Source organism: Nostoc sp. 'Peltigera membranacea cyanobiont' 210A, from assembly GCF_002246015.1.
Classification (GTDB): Bacteria; Cyanobacteriota; Cyanobacteriia; order Cyanobacteriales; family Nostocaceae; genus Nostoc.
Genome location: NZ_NOLJ01000003.1, coordinates 103,434 through 125,521 on the forward strand (window position 1 = coordinate 103,434; position 22,088 = coordinate 125,521).

Below are 22,088 nucleotides of genomic sequence, written 5' to 3' on the forward strand. Positions count from 1 at the left end.
GTCAAAAAGGGGTAAGGGACATGAAAGTAGTTTTGTTTTGCGGTGGTTTAGGAGCCAGAATGAGAGAATATTCAGAAAGTATTCCTAAGCCAATGGTGAATATTGGTTATAGACCAATATTATGGCACGTCATGAAATACTATGCTCACTATGGGCACAAAGATTTTATCTTATGTCTTGGTTACAAGGCCGACCTCATTAAAAGCTATTTCTTAAATTACAATGAATGGCTTTCTAATAACTTTAGCCTTTCCAACGGTAGCCAAATTCAGTTATTTAATCGGGATATTCAAGATTGGAATATCACATTTGTAGATACAGGGTTAACTGCCAATATTGGACAAAGATTCAAGGCAGTAGAAAAATATTTAGAAGGAGAAGAAGTATTTTTAGCTAACTACAGTGACGGTTTGACAGACTTACATTTACCAACGTATATCAATAATTTTTATCAGCGTGATAAAATTGGTAGTTTTTTATGTGTCAGACCAAGCCAAACTTTTCACTTAGTTGACATGCAAGAGAATGGTTTGGTAAAAAATATCCAAGATGTAAAGGAATGTGATATTTGGATTAATGGAGGATATTTTATGTTTAAAAAAGAGATTTTTAACTATATAAATTATGGCGAAGAACTGGTCATGGAGCCTTTTCAAAGATTGATTGCCAAAGAAGAACTTTTTGCATATAAATACACTGGCTTTTTCGGAGTAATGGATACATTTAAAGAGAAACAACAGTTGGATGATATGTATGCTCAAGGCAGAAGACCTTGGGAAGTTTGGGGAGATGAACAAGTACAAGTAGACCATGTATGATCCAACTTAGGTTGAATAAGACAGACGAATCTGAGTACAAAATTCTTTGTCTCGGCTCTCATTGCGATGATATCGAGATTGGTTGTGGAGGCACAATCTTAAAGCTGATAGAAAATTACCAACATGTTGTTATTTATTGGGTTGTCTTTAGTTCCAATGAGCAAAGAGCAGAGGAAGCAACCACAAGCGCTAGTCTTTTCTTAAAAGAAATCCCAGTCAAGAAAATTATCATTAAAAATTTTCGAGATGGCTTTTTGCCTTTTCAAGGGATAGAGGTGAAGGAATGCTTTGAACAGTTGAAGCAAGAATTTTCACCAGATATAATCTTTACTCATCATCGAGACGATCGCCATCAAGATCATCGCTTAATTTCTGACTTTACTTGGAATACCTTTAGAAATCATTTAATTTTAGAATATGAAATACCCAAATATGATGGTGATTTGGGTATTCCTAATTTCTTTGTCCATTTAAATGAAACACTCTGCCGCCGAAAAATTCAATATATTTTAGATGCGTTTGCTACCCAGAATAATAAGCAGTGGTTTACAGAAGAGACTTTTCGTTCAATGCTCAGAATTCGGGGGATTGAATCAAATTCACCGAGTAAATATGCGGAAGCATTTTACTGTCGAAAAATATTTTTCTGAAAAATTAAAATTTGAATTTAATCTCAGGTTTGTAAATTTATGATATTTACTGAAACTAAAATAAAAGAAGCATTTATTGTTGATTTAGAACTGCACCGAGATATTCGGGGCTTTTTTGCTCGGAGTTTCTGTACTCAGGAATTTCAAGATCGTGGCTTAAAACCTACTATTGCCCAATGCAATTTATCTTTTAACTATAAAAAAGGAACATTGCGGGGTATGCATTATCAAATGCCTCCTTCTCAAGAAACAAAATTGGTGCGTTGTATCAGGGGGGCTATTTATGATGTAATTATCGATTTGCGTCCAGATTCTCCTAGCTATTTATCTTATATTGGTATAGAGTTAACTGCTGAAAATCGTCTTGCTCTCTATATACCAGATAGGTGCGCTCACGGTTTTCAAACTCTGAGCGATGAGACGGAGGTGATGTATCAAATGGGTGATTTTTATGCACCAGAATATGCTGGCGGGTATCGCTATGATGACCCAGCTTTTGGTATTGAATGGCCTCTATCTGTGACTGAAATTTCGGATAAAGATCGGGCTTGGAGTTTATTTGAATCGAAAAAAATTGTAACGACTACGGTGATGTAAGACTTTTAAGATCAATTTAAAAATATATAGTTGCTGAGTAAATATAGGATTAGGAACACACAGAGGCGCAGAGACACGGAAAATCAAAATTTAATTTTTCAAATTTTGATTTTCATACTTAACACTGTGTTCAAACTTTGTTACAGCAGATAAGGGGCGAAGTGAATACAATTTATTTTGATTCGATTTTTAGTGATGAAATCAGACGCAAGCATCTTTATAATGGACAATTGTTTGTCTTTTCTCCTTGCGCCAGTGCGATCGCTCTATGTGATTTTGCTCGTGGCATGGTTGAAGAAGCGTTTGCCCCTTTAGATCCGAGAGAAGCACAACATAGCCTGCCTGTAGAGAAATACGTTGATATTTTAGCACAACTCAAGCCAACTTTTATCCATCACCCTGAATCTAAACAACTCATTCAAGGCATCTTGAAAGAAAGTGGATGTGACTTGAACAAAACCTATTTCGATGTACCTCGCCTGAGAACAGCAACCAGCGATCGCTATCTGACTGCTGGTATTGCTTACGCTTTCCATCCTCATCGTGACATCTGGTATTCTGCTCCTCTGTGCCAGATCAACTGGTGGATTCCTGTCTACGATATTACCCCAGAGAATGCGATGGCATTCCATCCCCGCTACTGGAGTCAACCAGTTAAGAATAGCTCAAGAGATTATAACTACGCTCAGTGGACTAAAGAAAGTCGCAAAAATGCGGCACAGCACATTAAAACAGATACACGCAAGCAACCCCATGCGGAAGAAACTTTAGAAATGGAGCCGCAATTGCAGTTAATTACACAAGTCGGTGGCATGATTCTCTTTTCAGGGGCGCAGATGCACTCTACTATTCCCAACACATCAGGCTATACTCGTTTCAGTATTGACTTTAGAACTGTACATTTTGATGATGTCATAGCTCAAAAGGGTGCGCCAAATATTGATTCAGCTTGTACAGGAACTTCTTTAGGCGACTTCTTACGAGGCACTGACTTCTACCCAATTACTGATACATTGTTGTTGTCTACAACAAACAATCTCTTGTAGAAGAACTTTTGTTTTCCATCCAGTCTGTGAGCAATAAATGGTGAACTCTGTTGAAAAATTGTCTGGACAAACAATATTGATTACAGGTGCTAGCGGATTTCTAGGATCTCATTTAGTCCGTCATTTATGCCACAATGGTGCAGAAGTACATGCTGTTTCTCGCAGTTTTCATACTTCTGATATCAGCTGCTTGCGATGGTGGCACGGTGACATGGAAGACATTAAGTTTGTTCAAAATCTTTTCCACAGCATTAAACCTGACCTAATCTTCCATTTATCCGGTCTTGTGACAGCAGTTCCTAATCTAGAGTTCATATTGCCTACCTTTCACAGTTTACTGACTAGTACTATTAACTTATTGACGGTAGCAGCCGAAATTGGTTGTAGTCGCATTGTGTTAATAGCTTCTTTAGAGGAACCAGAACAAGATCGTCCTGAAGTAGTTCCTTCTTCTCCTTACGGTATTGCTAAATTTGCTAGTAGTACTTATGGTCGGATGTTCCATCGACTGTATCAGACACCTGTAGTTCTTGTTAGACCTTTTATGACCTATGGGCCAGGGCAAAATGTGTCTAAGATCGTTCCTTCTGTTATTCTTTCTTTGTTGCAAGGGCAAGCTCCAAAACTTAGTAGTGGAAAGCGTCAAGTTGATTGGATTTATATCGATGACGTGATTGCAGGACTTCTCGCTGCAACACAAGTTCCTAATGTAGAGGGTTGTACATTCGACTTAGGTTCGGGAGAACTAGTACCCATTCATGCAGTTGTGTCCCAGCTTATTAATCTGGTCAACCCTCAAATCCAGCCACTATTTGGTGCTTTACCTGAGCGGCCGATGGAAAGAATAAGAGTAGCTGATACGGCTTATACATACGATAAACTAGGTTGGCAACCTTCAATTTCTCTAAAGAAGGGCTTGGAATTGACTGTAAATTGGTATACAAAACATCATTAACAATTCAAAATTCAAAATGACGCTTTATGGTTGCAGATAGACTTCAGAATATTAATTTAGTCGATCTAAAAAATTCTTTTAACTTAAAGAATATCAGTCTAGAAATTTACCAACTAATTTCTGATTTATATCCCATTTGCCGTAGTATTACAGGTAATGGTTTTAGAGAAACTTTAAAAATTCTCCAGCAGTATATTCCTTTGTCAGTTCATGAAGTGCCAACAGGAACAGAGGTATTTGATTGGACAGTTCCTAATGAGTGGAATATTAAAGATGCCTATATCAAAAACTCTCAAGGTGAAAAAATTGTAGATTTTACTAATTCAAATTTGCACGTTGTTAACTATAGTATTCCTATACATCAAAAAATATCTCTTCAAGAACTTAAATCACATCTATTTACACTTGCTGATTATCCTAATTGGATTCCTTACCGAACTTCATATTACAAGGAAAGTTGGGGTTTTTGCCTGACTCACAATCAGTATTTGCAACTAAATGATCAAGAATATGAAGTATGTATCGATTCTTCTCTGCAACCAGGTTATTTGACTTATGGCGAGTATTATATTCCCGGAGACAGTACTGATGAAGTCTTGATTTCTTGCCATGCCTGTCATCCTTCACTGTGTAATGATAATCTTTCAGGAATTGCGATCGCTACTTTTATCGCTAAATATTTAAGTCAAACTACACCAAGATATTCCTATAGATTTCTCTGGATTCCTGGAACCATTGGCTCAATTACATGGTTAGCTCTCAATGAAGCTAAAGTCAATAACATTAAACATGGCTTGGTATTAACTTGTTTAGGAGATGCAGGCAACTTTACCTACAAAAAAAGCCGCAGAGGTGACACTGAAATCGATAAAGTTGCTGCTTATGTACTCAAAAACTCAAAACAAGATCACAAAATTATAGATTTCTTCCCCTATGGCTATGATGAGCGACAATATTGCTCACCTGGATTTAATTTAGCTGTAGGTTGCTTCATGCGATCGCCTCATGGTAGTTTTCCTGAATACCATACCTCAGCAGATGATTTAAATTTCGTTCAACCCCAATATCTTGCCGAGTCATTCTTTCAATGTAATTCGATGTTGTATATCCTCAACAATAACGAAATCTACTACAACAAAAATCCCAAATGTGAACCACAGTTAGGTAAAAGAGGAATATATCGGGCAGTTGGTGGTAACAAAGATAGCGGGCTAAATGAAATGGCAATCCTGTGGGTTTTAAATTTATCTGACGGTCAGCATACTCTATTAGATATTGCAGAAAAGTCGGGTATGTCATTTGATGTGATTAAATCTGCTGCCGATACATTATCAACACATGACTTATTAACAATTAAAACCAACTAAGTTTGAAAAAGATTGGGAAAATAAAATTCGCTACGACGCAAACGTAGGCAAGTCCTTCTCACGCATAGTGTAGGCTTCAGGGGAAGGGGAGTGTGGGGAGTGGGCAAACGCTTCTTCAACCATGCCACGAGCAAAATCACATAGAGCGATNACCTCCCACACCTCCCACACCTCCCACACCCCTTGGATTTCTCACTTGTGAGAAATCCAGGTTATCCTTCTCTTTGAGAGGCTGCGCCAACGGTTTCTCCAAAGGAGTACGTTTGTGTAGCCGCTGTTCTGTGAGAATACTTATTTTGTATTGATATATTTACTGTTATTTTTACATTCTATTTATAATTACTGCCCGGAAAGTAGCTTAACTTGATAATCTAGAATATACTTCATCTCTTCACTATTACTTGGATAAATATCCTATTTAACTTCATGATTACTTGAAACAAATGTCATTACTTATACCATTGTAAGAGCAGTTTAGATGATTGATATTAGAGAAGTAGTTTAAAAACATACCTTGTCTAGTACATGAATAAAAAATGGGCTGTTAAACGACTTACAATCAATCTCACATCAGGCGAGGCACAGAAGCTTGAACAATACTGCTCAACGACTGGCAGACCAGCAACTGATGTAATTCGGGAGTTAATTCGCTCTCTTTATCCTAAAGATGAAAAAGCCTCTGAAACCTCGTGAATCAGACTGCAAAAAAATCAAACAGGATAAGTACATCTTAATTTTTCAGTGAAATATGCTGCTTAACAGTCATCAGCTAACAGTGAATCCCTATAATTAAAGTTAGGGAATTTAAATAAGAATACTTTCTTACAAAGTTCAGAGCCGAGGAAATCTTCGCTCTGACTTTTGCTTTGGATATTGTGCAATCATCTTGATACACTTGCATAATTAAAAATATCAAATTAATTGAATAAAAGGTAGGTATAATTCAGCATCAAGATGTTCTTACTAGCTTACTTACCCGTAGCGGTAGTGAGTTTGCAAGTGTTTTGTAAACTACCAAATTTCAAGTTTTGTGGCTGTCTTTAAGCAGTAATTTATCCATTTTTTCGGGCAGAATACCCTTATTGTATCTGGCTTTGCTTCTGAACTATTTTTTGACAAATAGTAATATTACTGATCTTTTAGGAAAAAATTTAAGTTAGATATAGTACTTACCACTTATTTACTTATACTTTCCAAAGTATTAAGAATTTAATCCCTAATTTATTTAATTACAAATAATGATTAGAAAAACCTTGGTTATAAATCAGCCAAAGGTAAGCAAGTCCGTGGGCGAACTGAGGATTTTTGCTGGATTTATAACACTCAGCTTTGCGATCGCAGCAATATTGTGCAACTATCAGGATGCAATCGCCCAAACTCCCGCTCCTCAGACATTACCCCCAGGTCGGTTAGACGATCTTCCTGACACTGCGTTACCGTCGGATGTGCTACCCAAGCCACCATACGAGAATCAATTGCTTCCATCCCTAAAACTACCGAATCAGCCGATTCTGGAGCAGAATGACCCTAATACCAAATTTCGGGTCGATCGCATTGAAGTTGTTGGCAGTACAGTTTTCAAACCAGAACAGTTTGCCACTGTTACAAATCCCTTTGTGGGACGGGAACTGACATTTACAGAGTTGTTGCAAGTTAAAGATGCCATCACGAAACTCTATACTGATCACGGCTATGTCACCACAGGGGCGTTGATTATACCGCAGACAATAGAAGCTGGGACGATCAAAATTCAGGTGATCGAGGGTAGTGTGCAAGAAATCAAGATTGTCGGTAATAGACGATTGCACAGTCAATACATTCGCGATCGCATCCAACTTGGTGCTGGCAAACCCTTAAATGTACCACACTTACTAGAAAAGCTGCAACTACTCCGCCTTGATCCGCGGATTCAAAACCTGTCAGCCGAGTTGCAGACAGGCGTGCATCCGGGAACCAATGTATTGCAAGTGGAGGTTGAAGAAGCAGAAACTTTTAAGCTGACGGCAAGCCTGGATAATGGGCGATCGCCAAGTGTCGGCAGTTTTCGCCGGGGAGTGGATCTGCAAGAAGCCAATTTATTGGGCTTGGGTGATACCCTGAGCGTGGGATACGCCAATACCGATGGCAGTAATACAATCAATGCCAATTACACACTGCCAATTAATGCCCACAATGGCACTGTATTCTTTGGTTTTAGCCAAGGATGGAACCGCGTGATTGAAAAGCCATTCAGCGTCCTTGATATTCAATCAAATACCCGCTCTTACGAATTGGGCTATCGGCAACCACTGGTGCAAAAACCAACCCAAGAGTTAGCAATCGGGCTGTCATTCTCGCGTCAGTCAAGCCAAACTGAGTTGGGCATTGATAACATTGGGCCGTTTAAACTCTCACCCGGTGCAGATGCGAACGGAAAAACCAATATTTCGGCTCTGCGCTTTTTTCAAGAATATACCCAGCGAAGCAACCAATATGTATTTGCGGCGCGATCGCAATTTAGCCTTGGTGTAGATTGGTTTGATGCTAATGTCAGTAATAATGAACCAGATAGCCGCTTTTTCGCGTGGCGCGGACAGGCGCAGTGGGTGCGGCAATTAGCACCGGACACGCTATTTTTAGTCAGGGGCGATTTCCAATTGGCAGCAGATTCCTTAGTGCCTTTGGAGCAATTTGGTCTGGGTGGACAGCTAAGTGTACGCGGCTATCGCCAAGACGCATTACTCACAGATAATGGCCTGTTATTTTCCGCAGAATTTCGAGTACCCATTGTCCGCGCTCCCAAGATTGGCGGGGTGTTGCAACTGGCACCCTTTATTGATGTTGGCAAAGGCTGGAATGTCAAGGGCGAAAATCCATCACCGAGTACGCTTGTTAGTACTGGGTTGGGGCTGTTGTGGAAACAGGGTGATGACTTCTCAGCCCGTTTTGATTGGGGCATTCCTTTGATTTCAGTGGATGGTGAAAAGCGATCGCTCCAAGAAAATGGCTTGTACTTCTCACTGCGTTATTCCGCATTTTGAGGCATCGTTTCAAAACTATACCGTTTTGGGCAACCTAAAATACAAGGTATAAGTAGGTAGGCAGAAAAAACCCAACTATGTAAAGATAAATAAATACGCAAAATGAATCCAACAAGGTAATTTTTTATACGGACGATTGTCTAAGAGTATTTTTGACTCGTGAGCAAAATCAAGCCCTATTAAATCTGAGAACAGCAGAGGTGCCACAGAAGGTCAAAGACCGAGCAGAAATAATTAGGCTGAACGCACATGGCTGGTACGTGGAGAAAATAGCTGCTCACTTTAATTTGACTGTTCAAACGGTAAGAGAGGTTTTGCACAAATGGGTTGAAGAAGAATTCTGACTTCTGAATTCTTCTTCAAGGTTTGGTGATCGGAGGTGTTAACCGCAAGTCTTATATCCAAATAATGGAGCAAGAAGCAGCCGATGCCCAAAGAACAGGACGTACTAAAGTAATTGTGCAGGATAACGTCCCTATACACCGATGCAAAGAAATGCCAAACTAATCAGTCCCGATATTGAAGCAGAAGGCAGGAGGAATGGGTTATGTCATAGCATCGACTCAACACCTAATTTAGGTGAAGGGTACAAACCGCCAGATTAGTAAAAGGAAAACAATCTCTAAAACATAACTAATGAAAACGCTAGGATTAAGTAGCCCATCCCAAACATATCCTTTACGCTTAGAGACTGTATTTCGTTTAAACGAGCGACACCACTCTCCAAAGATAGCAGGACTTCTTAGCTTGCAATCTTTTACTAAAATTTCCTCAATCTCAATTACACGAGGATAAAATCCTCGCTGAAAATGCTTCCATTGACTTTCTAAAACCCAGAAAAAGACAGGAATAGCTGAACCTAGCAGAACAATCAGACCTTGCTTCTGCTGTAAGGCAAGAGCGATCACAGCACCAGTACCTGTAATTCCAAGAGCTTTAATCACCCAAATTTGCTTGTTGTAATCTTCGATTGTAGTTTGTAAGAAAAAATATTCTTGTCTGAGCATATCTAGCTCAAACTCGGAAGGTGGAGTGAAGTTAGAAGGTTGTATGTTAGACATTTGATACAAAAAGTATGAATGAGGATAGAATAAAGTATAAATTTGCATTTCGCACTAGTGAGTAGAAAATGCAATCGTTTATTGTTGAAGCACTTTAATAGCTATGGTATTGACAATTCGCTACTTGCATCTCTCAGACTTTCATGTAGGCAAGGATGGTTACGCCCAGAACAATATGTTTAGAGAAATCCTCAAGCATGTTGAAGAGAAGCAAAAGCAGGATTGGGTGCCAGATATAGTTTTCATTACAGGGGATATTGCTAATCGCGGTCAAGCAGAAGAATATGAGACTTTTGCTTATGACTTTCTGATAAAACTCTACGAAATTTTTGGGAAGGCTTGGCAGGGATCTATCTTAGCTGTTCCGGGGAATCATGACGTAGACAGGGACAAGATGGAGTTTCTGGCACGGGATGAGATTACTCAAGCTGACCGTAAAGTTTTTGATACAACAAAATCTGGTTTGACAAAGCGTCAAAATTTCCTACTGCCTGGGGTGAGAGCTTACCAAGAAAAAGACGACAGCCATGCTCCCAAAAAATGGCTCGATTCTCCTGCGGGTACCTTTTCTCAAGTGCTAGAAATTAGGAATATGAAGCTTGGCATCGTTGGCATCAACACGGCTTGGTTATCCAAGGACGATGAAGACAAGGGAAATTTGACACCTGGGGTAGATTTAGTGAAGGAAGCACTGGAACAGTTGCAAGATTGCCATGCTAGGATCGTGTTGGGGCATCATCCACTGGATTGGTTTCTGGAGAAGGACGCAGAACGAATTCGACAAATCTTTGGCAAACATGGTGTCTTGTACTTGCATGGTCATCTTCATAAAGCCAGGGCAAAAGGGGATGAAAGCAGCGGAGGCAAACCTTTTTTGAACATTCAGGCGGGGGCAGCATTTCAGGCACGGGATGATGAGGTTTGGAAAAATGGGCTGCTGTGGGGAGAATTGGATCTGGAGCAGCAGCAGATTCGGTTGCAACCGCGTCACTGGTCTGCTGACCATCAAGGATGGGTGTTGAGTAGTGAAGCGTTTCATCCAGAGCGACAACTAAAAAATGGGGATTGGTGGGTTTTCTCTTTACCTGGAACTAATCAACCTGCCACGAAATTACCAACATTTTCTAACCAACCGACCTTCCCGAAAGTGACGCCGCCAACAGGCTGGAACCTTGAGAATCATGAGACCCTGGCTAGTCGTCGGGCTGCGCTGGAGAACAATGAATTATCGGAGCAGGAAGCGTTGCAATATTTTGATGGCAGCACTCCTAGTTTGCGGATTGTCCTGTCTCGGATTATTCCCCAGCGAGAAATTGTCAGGGAACTGTGTGATGCGCTCAAAAGTGGACAAGGGCAAGACAAGCCCACGGTTGTTTTGCTGCTGGGGGCGGGGGGAGAAGGCAAATCGACGGCGGTATTTCAGACACTAGTTACCTTGGTAGAGTTCGATCCGTCCTGGCAAGTATTGTGGCGGCATGACGTAGATGCTAACCTGTTGTGGACAGAGATTTTGGCGTTGCCGAAGGATGGGCGAAAATGGTTGATTGCCAGCGATGATGCGGATGGGATTGCTGGTGGGGCGTTTGAAACGGTGAGGGCGTTGCGTAAAGAACAGAGGGACGATGTGCAGTTTTTGTTGACCTGCCGAGATACAGATTGGATTGCTAGTGGGAAGGAAGCTAAACCACCAAGAGACTGGTCTGTGATCGCTAATTTTCAGCAGAAATGCATTTCAGGGCTGAGTCGTCAGGATGCAACGGTGGTGGTGCAAGCGTGGCAGAAGTATGGAGACAAGGGGTTAGGGCAACTATCCGGTAGACCGGAGGTAATGGCGGTACAATTGTTGATGGATTCTGCAGAACAGGAGTCTACAACAGGAGAAGGAGCTTTTTTTGGCGCGATGCTGAAAATGCGACTGGGGGATAAACTGAAAGACCATCTCTTGGTTCTATTGAATCGATTTGCCACACGGGGAATTCCGGGGGGTAGCAACTTGCAGCAAGCGTTTGCCTATATTGCTGCGATGCACGCGGAAGGGTTGATGTTCCTCTCTAAACCAGTTTTAGCAAAGGTTCTGAAGTGTGAGAAACAAGAACTCAAATCAAAAGTATTGTTTCCTCTTGGTAAAGAAGCGGCAGCAATCCAGGCGGGGAATTTTATTTTGACACGCCACAAAACTATCGCTCAAGCGGTTGTGGAGATTCTTTCTGAGCAGTTTGGAGAGGATGTGGATGAATTGTATGTCGATCTAGCTAAGGCAGCAATTGCTGCGAGAGTTGAAGGAGAACATATTCCTGAACTTCAAGAATGGGATTTTTCCCTCCCAGGGCATTTCAAGAAATCTCAAAGATTTAGTTTAGCAATTAAAATCGCGAAAGGAATATGTGAAAAAGACCCTGATGATCCTTACCGACTGGTAAACTTGGCAAAACACTATCGAGATGCAGGAGATATAAGCCAAGCTATTGAACTTTTTAGAAAAAATTCCAGCCAAGCCCGTGGGCATCGTAGTTTCTTTGCCGAATGGGGAAATGCAGAAAGTCATGAAAAGAACTACCCTTTAGCAGTTTGGATATCAGCATTAACTCTTGCAGATCAAGTTTCTATGAGCAGTCCTGATAATCAAAATGCTAAAATAGGGTTTACTCTACTTGGGACGAGCTTTCTAAAGCTTTATGATAAGTTTAATGATCGTATTTTTGCTCAGGGTTTAGGTGCAATCGCTAACTTAGGTTTCCTGATTGCAGATCGCAACAACAAACAAGACCAAAGATACTTTGGGGATTTTTTAAACAGAAGCAGCGCTGAAAATGTTCCTGACATGGATTGGCAAACTGCCCTCCGAACCTTTCCCACCGCCATCCAAGCTGCCTATGAACTCTGCGGTGAAAAAGATGATTTTCCAAGCCTTCCCTCTCCTAGTGGAATGACCTTTAAAGGGCTGACCTATTTGATTGATAATGCTGTTAAGCAGCATAAACAACGCAGGAAGGTGTAAAGAGGACAAATATTAAGTTGCGGTAAACTATAATCCTGCCCTCTCAGAACCGGATGTGCGCCTCATAAAGCATCCGGCTATAATATCGGGTTGGCATCGCAACGAGTTAGGCAAAGTTGAGTTAATTGTCGATAAATCTTCTACTCAGGTACAACAGTCGTGAACCTGCGCTGCGGTTCCTAAAAGTTAATGATGCGATCAACTGGGAATACTAACTTTAAATCTGGTAGAGGAAGTTTTGGTGATGAAAGTAGTACCATTTTTACTGATATTCACAAGTGGATTATTAACTCCAGGGATGATGCAAAGGGCGATCGCTCAAGTGACATCCGATGGCACAACTAACACCATTGTCAACCAAAGTGGTAATAATTTTAATATTATTAACGGCATACAAAAAGGTAATAATTTATTTCACAGTTTCACTAATTTCTCTATACCCACAGGTGACACGGCAATCTTCAACAACGCCGCAGATGTGCAGAATATCTTCAGTCGCGTCACTGGTGGGAGTGTTTCCAACATTGATGGTTTAATTAAAGCCAATGGTAGCGCTAATTTATTTTTGCTTAATCCCAGTGGGATAATTTTCGGTGCAAATGCCCAACTTAATATTGGCGGCTCCTTTATTGGGACAACTGCCCAGAGCATTAAATTTAGTGATGGTGCTGAATTTAACGCTATTAATCCCCAAGCTAACCCCTTATTAAGTATCAATGTTCCTATTGGTTTGCAAATGGGCAACAATCCTGCACCGATTACTGTTCAAGGCACAGGACACCGCTTGAGTAATCCTGGTGGACTGCCTCTTGTCACTCAAAATCCGAGTGCGACAGAATTGCGGGTACAGCCGGGAAAAACCCTAGCTTTGGTGGGTGGCAATCTGAATCTGAATGGAGCAACTCTCACCGCCAAGCAAGGGCAAGTAGAATTAGGCAGTGTCAGTGGTGCAGGATTGGTTAGTTTGATCCCAACAGCACAGGGGTATACTTTGGGATATGAAGATGGGCAAAGCTTTGGTGATATTCAGCTAGCAGGGCGATCGCTATTAGATATCAGTGGGGTGAATGCAGGTTCCGTTCAAATTCGGGGGCGACACATTCAATTCACCGATGGCTCTCTGGTGCTGGCGCGAAATTTCGGCAGTCTCTCTGCCGGCGACATTCGCCTTCAGGCTACAGAGGCGATTGATTTGATTGGCAGAACAGCTGATGGCACAATTCTGAGTGGGGTGCGTACTGAAGCTGTGGGTGTCGGAGCTAGTGGCAACATCAGTGTAATTACTCCCCGGCTTACCCTCCAGCAGGGAGGGGGGTTGAATAGCATTTCAGTTGGAGTGGCTCCCAGTGGCAATATCCACATTGATGGAACAGCGATTGAACTGTCTGGCTTCTCACCAATCAATCCAACTGGCGTTAGTGCCCTTTCTACTTCTAGCTTTGGTTCTGGGAACGCTGGCGATATCTCCGTCAATGCCAATAGTTTACTGGTGTCAAATGGTGCTACACTCGCTTCAACTACCTTTGGCAGTGGCTCCAGTGGTAAAGTGACGATTCGCACCAACCACACCACTGTCATGGGAGAAAGCCCCTCTGGACTATATAGCAACATTAGCTCACTCACTTTTGCGACCGGAAACGCCAAAACTTTGACCCTAGATACCGCCAAATTGCAAATTCTGGATGGCGGAGCAGTTGGGACAACCACATTTTTTGCCGGAAATGGGGGAGATTTGAGCATTAACGCCACGGAATCCATCGAGATTAGCGGTCGCAGTCGAACCAATAATAGCAGTATCAACTCATCTAGCATTCTACTACCTCCACTACTGCGGCAGAGATTCCATCTACCGGATAAACTCACGGCGAATGCAGGTAATGTGAGCATTACCACACCGAACCTAACACTGACAGATGGCGGGACAGTCAGTGTCACTAGTCAAGGTAGCGGCAATGGTGGCAGTCTCAAGATCACAGCCAATACCATCCGATTAGACCGTCAAGGAAGTGTCCAGGCACAAACAGAATCAGGTAATGGAGGTAACATCGCCTTACAAGTTGGGACGTTGTTGTTGCTGCGTCACAATAGCGCGATCGCAGCAACAGCAGGCGGTAATGGTGATGGAGGTAATATAGACATTAATGCACCCATCATCGCCGGCTTAGAAAACAGTGACATTATTGCTAATGCCATTAAAGGCCGGGGGGGCAATATTCAAATCACCACCCAAGGCATCTTTGGGCTGAAGTTACGCGACCAACTCACCCCTGACAATGATATTACGGCGAGTTCACAGTTAGGAGTGAATGGTAATGTGCAAATCAATACTATCGGTGTTGATCCAAATTCTGGTTTAGTGGAACTGCCAGCAAATGTAATTGATCCATCACAGCAAATTGCCACAGGCTGCGCCAACAATCAAGGCAGTAGTTTTGTAGCAACGGGTCGGGGTGGTGTGCCACAAAATCCCAATCAGCAAGCGACGAGCGATGTCTACGACGGGCTACGCCTACGCACCTGGGATGATCTGCGCGATATCTCTACATACCGGAAAACTAGCGAAGTGACAGTACAAATACCAGCACCCCCAGAAGTTCTTGTTCAAGCTACTTCTTGGCGACGTAATGCACAAGGCAAAGTTGAATTAATTGCGGCTCAATCTCCCGCCTATGTGCAGCAGTCGTTAGCCTGTGCTGCTGTTTCCAAAAGTTAATCATGTTATCAATCATGCCCTAAAAGTCAACTCTAACTTTAAATCACGTAAAGGAAGTTTTTGGTGATGAGAGCCGTACTATTTCTATTTATATTAACAAGTGGGTTATTAACTCAGGCAATGCTGTTAAGAGCGATCGCTCAGGTGACATCTGACGGGACTACCAACACCATTGTCAACCCAAATGGTAATAATTTCACAATTCTTAATGGGATTGAAAAAGGTAATAATTTATTTCATAGCTTCAGTAATTTCTCTGTACCTACGGGTGGTTCCGCTAGCTTTGATTTAATTAACACCCCGAACATCTCCACGATTTTCAGTCGAGTCACAGGGGGCAGTGTTTCCAATATTGATGGCTTGATTCGGACTCTAAATAGCAGCAACCCCGTTAGTTTATTTCTGCTCAATCCCAGTGGGATTGTCTTTGGAGCCAATGCCAAACTGAATATTGGGGGGTCATTTGTTGGTACAACTGCCGACAGCGTAGTATTTGCGGATGGGTTTAAGTTTAATGCCACCAATGCCACACCACCTCCCTTATTAACTATGAGCGTGCCTGTTGGCTTGCAATTTGGCAGCAATCCAGGAGCGTTGGCGCAGCCCGCCGCAGGCATCGCCGTTCAAGGGTCAGGGCACAATGCCCAATTAGGCGACTCACTTCAAGTTTCTGGACTGAACCTCGGTACAAGAGGATTACAGCTGCAACCTGGAAAAACGCTAGCATTGCTGGGTGGGAATGTTGCCTTAGATGGAGGGTTGCTCTCCGCACCGGGAGGACTAATAGAACTGGGTAGCATCACTAGCGGAAGCGTCGCCCTCAATTCCATCCCTCAAGGATTTGCGCTAAGTTATCCCAATGCTTCGAGTTTTGGCGATATTCAGATAACCCAACGAGCTTTAGCATCTACACGCGATCTCAGTGGGCAAAGTGGAGGAGCCATCCAAATTCAGGGGAAACAGGTCAGCATCCGAGATGGTTCGCTGATATTAGTGCAAAATCGCAGCGACCAAACTGCTGGTAATATTGCAATCAATGCCACCCAGTCCCTCCAGATCGTCGGCAAGTCTCCTGATTTTAAGAGTTCCAGCAGTTTAGTTAATGAAACTATATCCTCCGGTGCGGCAGGGAATATTATCATCACCACCCCACAATTGAATATTGATCAGGGTGGGTATATCTTCAACCGTACCTTTAGCGCAGCGCCGGGTGGCAACATTGCAATCAATACTGATCAAATGCGGGTCAACGGTTTTGCATTGGGCGATCCTTCTCCTTTTCGAGCAGTCAGCCAGATATTAGCCGCTTCCTATGCAACTGGGAAAGGTGGAAATATTGCCATCTCCACTAAAAACCTGTCTATTTTAGCTGGCGGCAATATAGCAGCAAGACCCTACGCTTCAGGCAATGGCGGCGATGTCATCGTCAAGGCAGATACAATTCAGGTGACAAATGAGGGAGCGCCAAAGGGTTTGTATTTTAGTCTGTTGTCTACTGCCACATTCGGGTCTGGTAATGCAGGGGATTTGAAAATCGATACCCGCACTCTGTCGCTTCAAGGTGGCGCCAGAGTGTCTGCTTCTAGCATAGTTTTAGGAAATGCGGGTTCACTGACTATCAATGCGTCTGAATCGATTGATGTGAATGGTGTAAAAGATGCACAAAATCCCAGCTATATTGGTACGGCCGTTCGTCCTGTTTTTGGAGTTTCTAGGGCTAATTCAGGTAACACCACGATTAACACCCCAGTTCTTAACATCAGTAATGGTGCAACGGTTTTTGTCCAGAACCTTGGACTTGGTAAAGCTGGCACCCTGAACATTAATGCGAATACCTTACGACTCGACAATGGAGCAAGCATTTCAGCATCCACAAAAGCAGGCGAAGGTGGTAACACTAATTTACAACTGCGGGATCTACTACTGATGCGTCATGGCAGTTTCATTAATGCAGAAGCTGGTGGCAGCGGTAATGGCGGCAATATTACGATCAATGCTCCGATCATTGTGGGTTTAGAAAACAGTGACATTATTGCCAATGCAGTTCAAGGAAGGGGTGGCAATATTCAAATTGCAACTCAGGGGATTATCGGACTAAAGTTCCGTCCCAAACTCACTTCCGAAAATGACATCACCGCCAGTTCGCAATTTGGGGTGAGTGGCACGGTTCAAATCAATAACATTGGTGTTGATCCAAATTCGGGCTTAGTCCAACTACCAGCAAATGTCACCGATCCATCGCAGAAAATTGCTACAGGTTGCGCGGGCAGTGAAGGCAGTCGCTTTGTAGCAACGGGTCGGGGTGGTGTGCCACAAAATCCCCTTCAACAGGTGACGAGCCATGTCTACGACGGGCTACGCCTACGCACCTGGGACGATGTGCGAGATTTGTCTGCTTACCGAAAAACGGGTGAGGTGACAGCCCAAATGGGAGCATCCCCAGAAATGCTTGTCCAAGCTACTTCCTGGCATCGTAATGCTGAAGGGAAAGTTGAATTGGTGGCGGCGCAATCTCCCGCAAATGTGCAGCCGCCATTAACTTGTGCTGCACTTCCCAATAGTTAATTTGCCCAGATATTTAATCGGCTCAATGCCAATCGGGAGCAAGTATTCCCATAGCTAAAACAGTTCTCTGATCGTTGATATCAGGATAATTTAAGTATAAAAGGCTACTAAAAAATGAAAGCACTCTCTATTCGATTGGGTTTAGTTTATCGATTATTGACAAGTTTAATGCTGTTGCCATTATGGACAATCTTTCTTGGGAGCGGCTCTACCTATGCTCAAGTCACCTCAGATGGTGCCCTCAACACTACTGTCTCTCAAAATGGTAATAATTTCATAATTAATAATGGCACTGCCGCAGGTAGTAATCTATTTCACAGCTTCGGGCAGTTTTCCGTTCCCACTGGTGGTTCAGCCACATTTGATTTAATTAACACCCCGAACATCTCCACGATTTTCAGTCGAGTCACCGGAGGTAGTGTTTCCAATATTGATGGCTTGATTCGGACTCTAAATAGCAGCAACCCCGTTAGTTTATTTCTGCTCAATCCTAGTGGGATTGTCTTTGGAGCCAATGCCAAACTGAATATTGGGGGGTCATTTGTTGGTACAACTGCCGACAGCGTAGTATTTGCAGACGGGTTTAAGTTTAATGCCACCAATGCCACACCACCACCCTTATTAACTATGAGTGTGCCCGTCGGACTGCAACTCGGAGCTAATGCCGGAACCATTCAAGTACAGGGGCCGCAAACGCCCAATCCTCTAGCCAAACTGCGTGTGCAGACGGGGCAAACTCTGGCTTTGGTGGGCAGTCAGATCGACATGGCAGGGGCAACCTTAGAAGCTCCCGATGGTCGGATAGAATTGTGGGGTGTGCAGAATGCCGGGATTACAATCGACAATCTAGCCGGATGGCAACTCGCTAGCACTGTAACTACACCGAACTGGGGCACGATTTCACTACAACAGTCATCTGCTCTTAAAACTGGTGGAACTGATGGGGGAGCAATTCACATCCAAGGGCGAGGTCTAACAGTTCAAAGTAGTTCCATTGCTGCCAGTACTGTGTCTGGGCAGGGAAAGGGGATCACGGTTCAAACCACCGAGTATGTCAATGTGTCGGGCGTGAGTCCATCACAAGGGATTTTCAATGCTGGTTTAGCAACTTCCGTATCTGGCAATGGGGGTAGGGCAGGAAATATCACCGTTGAGACTGGGCGTTTACAGGTTTCTGATGGGGCTGGAATTCGGTCTACTTCCACTGGCAACGGTTCGAGAAGTGGAGATATTACTATTCGAGCCGCTGATGTAAAGTTGAATCCGCTTTCCCCAGCGTCTGCGGGGATTACTGGGATTGCGAGTTTACTCAATGGTGGTAGTGGTGAAACTGGAAATTTAATAATTGAAGCCGAGAGAATTGGAGTGTTCAATGGTGGACGTATTGGTACTGATATGCGAGTAGGCACTGGCATTGGGGGTGATATCACAATCCATGCTAGTGAGAGCCTGGAAATTTCGGGGACAAGCACCAACAGGAATATTGGTGTAACCAGTGGTATTACTAGCACAATTGGACTCAACGCAAATGGTCAAGGTGGCAACATCGCCATTGATACCGGACGTTTAATGCTGTCAAAGGGTGGGTCTATTAGTAGTGCAATAGGAGGGATTGGCAGAGCGGGAAATATCGATATTCGAGCAACAGACGTATCAGTTAGCGATCTGGCAATCGATGCGAATACCAGAACATTGAGTGGCATTAGCGTTTCTATCGGGGAAAAGGCGAGTGGTCAAGGTGGGAATATTAACCTACAAGCTGATCGCCTAAGTGTTTTCAACGGTGGGCAGATCACCTCATCAAGCTTGGGTCAAGGATCTGCTGGCAGTGTCAACCTGCGAGTCAATGACATAGATGTGCAGGGGATCTCTCAAGCTTTACCCGATGGTCGGATACTGCCCAGTACCATCACTGCATCCTCAGCGAATGCCTTTACTGCTGGGTCAGTGAATATCACGGCTGACAGCTTGCGTGTCCGAGATGGGGCAGAAATTACCGTCAGCAATTCTGGAACTGGGGATGCGGGTAATCTCAATATTAACGCCCGTAATATCTTCCTCGACAATGGAGCCAGTCTGCGAGCCGAAGCGAATGGAGGTAGTCGTGGTAACATCCGTCTCCAAGCAAGTGATTTTCTCTTGTTGCGACACGGCAGTAACATCATCACCAATGCTCGTGGTGCTTCTACAGGAGGCAATATTGATATCAGTGCGGGGTCTATTGTTGCTATTCCCCAGGAAAACAGCGACATTTCGGCTAATGCTGTACTCGGACAAGGTGGCAACATCCAAATCACCACTCAAGGCATCTTTGGGCTGAAGTTCCGTCCCCAACTCACCCCAGAAAGCGACATCACCGCCAGTTCCCAATTTGGAGTGAGTGGCACTGTTCAAGTTAATACTATTGGTATCGATCCAAATTCCGGCTTAGTCGAACTACCAGTAAATGTCACCGATCCATCCCAGCAAATTGCTACAGGCTGCGCGGGCAGTGAAGGCAGCCGCTTTGTGGCAACGGGACGAGGTGGTGTGCCGCAAAATCCCCTTCAGCAGGTAACGAGCAATGTCTACGACGGGCTACGTCTACGCACTTGGTCTGATATCCGCAATCTAACTGCATACCGCAAAACAGGCGAAGTGATAGCCCAAATACCCACAAAAGAGGCAGTTCTTGTCCAGGCTAAAGGTTGGCGACGTAATGCTGATGGCAAAATCGAGATATTTGCAGATAAATCTCCTACTCAGGTGCAACCAGCATTAACCTGTGCTGCGGTTCCGAGAAGTTAATCATGTTATCAATCATACCCTGAATGGGAACTCTAACTTTAAATCAGTAAAAGAAGTCTTGAATAATGAAAGCCGTACCCTTTGTATTTATATTAATAAGTGGGTTATTCACTCCAGGGATAATGCGACCGGCGATCGCACAGGTGACATCCGACGGTACAACCAACACCATTGTTAACTCAAATGCTAATAATTTTACAATTCTTAATGGGATTGAAAAAGGTAATAATTTATTTCATAGCTTCAGTAATTTCTCTGTACCTACGGGTGGTTCAGCCAGATTCGATTTAATTAACACGCCAAATATTACAACTATATTTAGTCGGGTTACAGGTGGAAATGTTTCTAATATTGATGGCTTAATTCAAACTCTCAATGGTAATAACGCGGTAAGTTTGTTTTTGATGAATCCTGCCGGGATTGTGTTTGGGGCAAATGCCCGCTTGAATATTGGCGGCTCCTTTGTGGGAACGACGGCGAATAGTATTAAGTTTGCCGATGGGACGGAATTTAGTGCTGTGAATGCTTCGGGTACTCCTTTGCTGACTATGAGTGTACCTGTGGGTTTGCAACTTGGGGCAAATGCTGGAGCGATACAAGTTCAAGGGGCAGACTTGCGAGTTAAAACCGGACAAACACTAGGGTTAGTTGGTAGTCAAATCGACATGACAGGGGCAAAACTGACGGCACCAAATGGGCATATCGAACTGTGGGCTTTGCAAAATGCTGGGATTCAAATAGAAAATCAAGCTCAATGGCAACTGACGAGTCCTGTGGCTACGACAAATTGGGGCACAATTACGTTACAAAAAGCTTCATTGGTTGATGCAAGTGGAATTAACGGGGGTGCAATCAACATCCGTGGACGTGGGTTGACGGTGCAGGATGGGTCGAATATTAGTTCCACTACCTTTGCTGGGCAAGGTAAGGGAATTACTGTCAACACCACAGACTTTGTTGAACTGCTGGGTGTTTCTCTCCCAGGACAATTTAATCCTGGCATTGGAACTTCTGTAGGTATCTTTTTTGGACCTCCAGTAACTGGACGAGCTGGAGATGTAACAGTAGAGACAGGACGCTTAAAGTTAGCAAATGGAGCTTGGCTTCAGTCCTCTTCTAATGGCAACAATTCTCGATCGGGAGATGTAACTGTTCGGGCTTCAGATGTAGAGGTGGTAGGTTCTAATCCATTTATTCAAATCCCCACCTCGATTACCACCACTCTCTTTGGTGGCAAGAACAATCAGAGTGGAAATATTTCCATCGAAACAAATCGAATGCGGCTGCAAGATGGTGGAATCGTCAGTACATCTTTGATACCCTTTAACGGTATCTCTCCTCCCACGGGCAAGGCTGGAAATATCTCAATCCGAGCAACTGAGAGCCTTGATATCTCAGGATACACACCCTCTTTACTACTGTCTGGAGTGGGTACGAGAATTGGTCAAACAGAAGGAGACGCGGGAAATATCTCAATCGATGTTGGACGTTTGCATCTCTTTAATGGCGGG

The 22,088-nt window shown here is 43.3% G+C and carries 15 protein-coding genes; 14 read left to right on the forward strand and 1 reads right to left on the reverse strand.

Annotation, left to right across the window (positions count from 1 at the left end; all coding sequences use genetic code 11):
* Window positions 1-20: 20 nt before the first annotated feature.
* The 9 genes from CDG76_RS09665 (at window position 21) to CDG76_RS09705 (ending at window position 8,797) form a co-directional block, all read left to right on the forward strand.
* Window positions 21-818, forward strand: coding sequence for a sugar phosphate nucleotidyltransferase (locus CDG76_RS09665; protein ID WP_094348835.1), 798 nt, complete (start codon window positions 21-23; stop codon window positions 816-818).
* Complete coding sequence (locus CDG76_RS09670; protein WP_094348836.1) at window positions 815-1,468, forward strand: PIG-L deacetylase family protein; 654 nt, start codon at window positions 815-817, stop codon at window positions 1,466-1,468. Before CDG76_RS09665 ends, CDG76_RS09670 begins: the two co-directional genes overlap by 4 nt.
* Window positions 1,469-1,507: 39 nt before the next feature.
* Window positions 1,508-2,065, forward strand: a complete 558-nt coding sequence (gene rfbC, locus CDG76_RS09675) for a dTDP-4-dehydrorhamnose 3,5-epimerase (RefSeq protein WP_094348837.1) — start codon at window positions 1,508-1,510, stop codon at window positions 2,063-2,065.
* A gap of 161 nt (window positions 2,066-2,226) precedes the next feature.
* Window positions 2,227-3,111, forward strand: a complete 885-nt coding sequence (locus CDG76_RS09680; protein WP_094348838.1) for a hypothetical protein — start codon at window positions 2,227-2,229, stop codon at window positions 3,109-3,111.
* 37 nt (window positions 3,112-3,148) lie between these two features.
* Window positions 3,149-4,066, forward strand: coding sequence for an NAD-dependent epimerase/dehydratase family protein (locus CDG76_RS09685; protein WP_094348839.1), 918 nt, complete (start codon window positions 3,149-3,151; stop codon window positions 4,064-4,066).
* Window positions 4,067-4,092: 26 nt separating this feature from the next.
* Window positions 4,093-5,433, forward strand: coding sequence for a DUF4910 domain-containing protein (locus tag CDG76_RS09690; protein WP_094348840.1), 1,341 nt, complete (start codon window positions 4,093-4,095; stop codon window positions 5,431-5,433).
* Window positions 5,434-5,958: 525 nt separating this feature from the next.
* A complete protein-coding gene (locus tag CDG76_RS09695; protein WP_094348841.1) occupies window positions 5,959-6,126 on the forward strand; it encodes a CopG family transcriptional regulator in 168 nt (55 codons plus the stop codon).
* A gap of 545 nt (window positions 6,127-6,671) precedes the next feature.
* Window positions 6,672-8,453: a ShlB/FhaC/HecB family hemolysin secretion/activation protein gene (locus CDG76_RS09700; protein WP_094348842.1), complete on the forward strand. Its 1,782-nt coding sequence runs from the start codon at window positions 6,672-6,674 to the stop codon at window positions 8,451-8,453.
* Window positions 8,454-8,605: 152 nt separating this feature from the next.
* Window positions 8,606-8,797, forward strand: a complete 192-nt coding sequence (locus CDG76_RS09705; protein ID WP_190240809.1) for a helix-turn-helix domain-containing protein — start codon at window positions 8,606-8,608, stop codon at window positions 8,795-8,797.
* 231 nt (window positions 8,798-9,028) lie between these two features.
* On the opposite strand, the gene CDG76_RS09710 is transcribed toward CDG76_RS09705, so the two are convergent.
* Entirely contained in the window at window positions 9,029-9,514 is a 486-nt protein-coding gene (locus CDG76_RS09710; RefSeq protein WP_094349384.1) for a hypothetical protein, read from the reverse strand.
* A gap of 103 nt (window positions 9,515-9,617) precedes the next feature.
* On the opposite strand from CDG76_RS09710, the gene CDG76_RS09715 reads away from it, so the two are divergent.
* The 5 genes from CDG76_RS09715 to CDG76_RS09735 form a co-directional block, all read left to right on the forward strand.
* Complete coding sequence (locus CDG76_RS09715) at window positions 9,618-12,512, forward strand: metallophosphoesterase family protein (RefSeq protein WP_094348844.1); 2,895 nt, start codon at window positions 9,618-9,620, stop codon at window positions 12,510-12,512.
* Window positions 12,513-12,756: 244 nt separating this feature from the next.
* A complete protein-coding gene (locus CDG76_RS09720; RefSeq protein ID WP_094348845.1) occupies window positions 12,757-15,225 on the forward strand; it encodes a two-partner secretion domain-containing protein in 2,469 nt (822 codons plus the stop codon).
* Between the two features lie 66 nt (window positions 15,226-15,291).
* On the forward strand, window positions 15,292-17,790 hold the full coding sequence (locus CDG76_RS09725; RefSeq protein ID WP_094348846.1) for a two-partner secretion domain-containing protein: 2,499 nt from the start codon (window positions 15,292-15,294) through the stop codon (window positions 17,788-17,790).
* 114 nt (window positions 17,791-17,904) lie between these two features.
* Window positions 17,905-20,577, forward strand: coding sequence for a two-partner secretion domain-containing protein (locus CDG76_RS09730; protein ID WP_094348847.1), 2,673 nt, complete (start codon window positions 17,905-17,907; stop codon window positions 20,575-20,577).
* A gap of 65 nt (window positions 20,578-20,642) precedes the next feature.
* On the forward strand, window positions 20,643-22,088 hold a 1,446-nt coding region (locus CDG76_RS09735), incomplete at its 3' end, for a filamentous hemagglutinin N-terminal domain-containing protein (protein ID WP_143854081.1).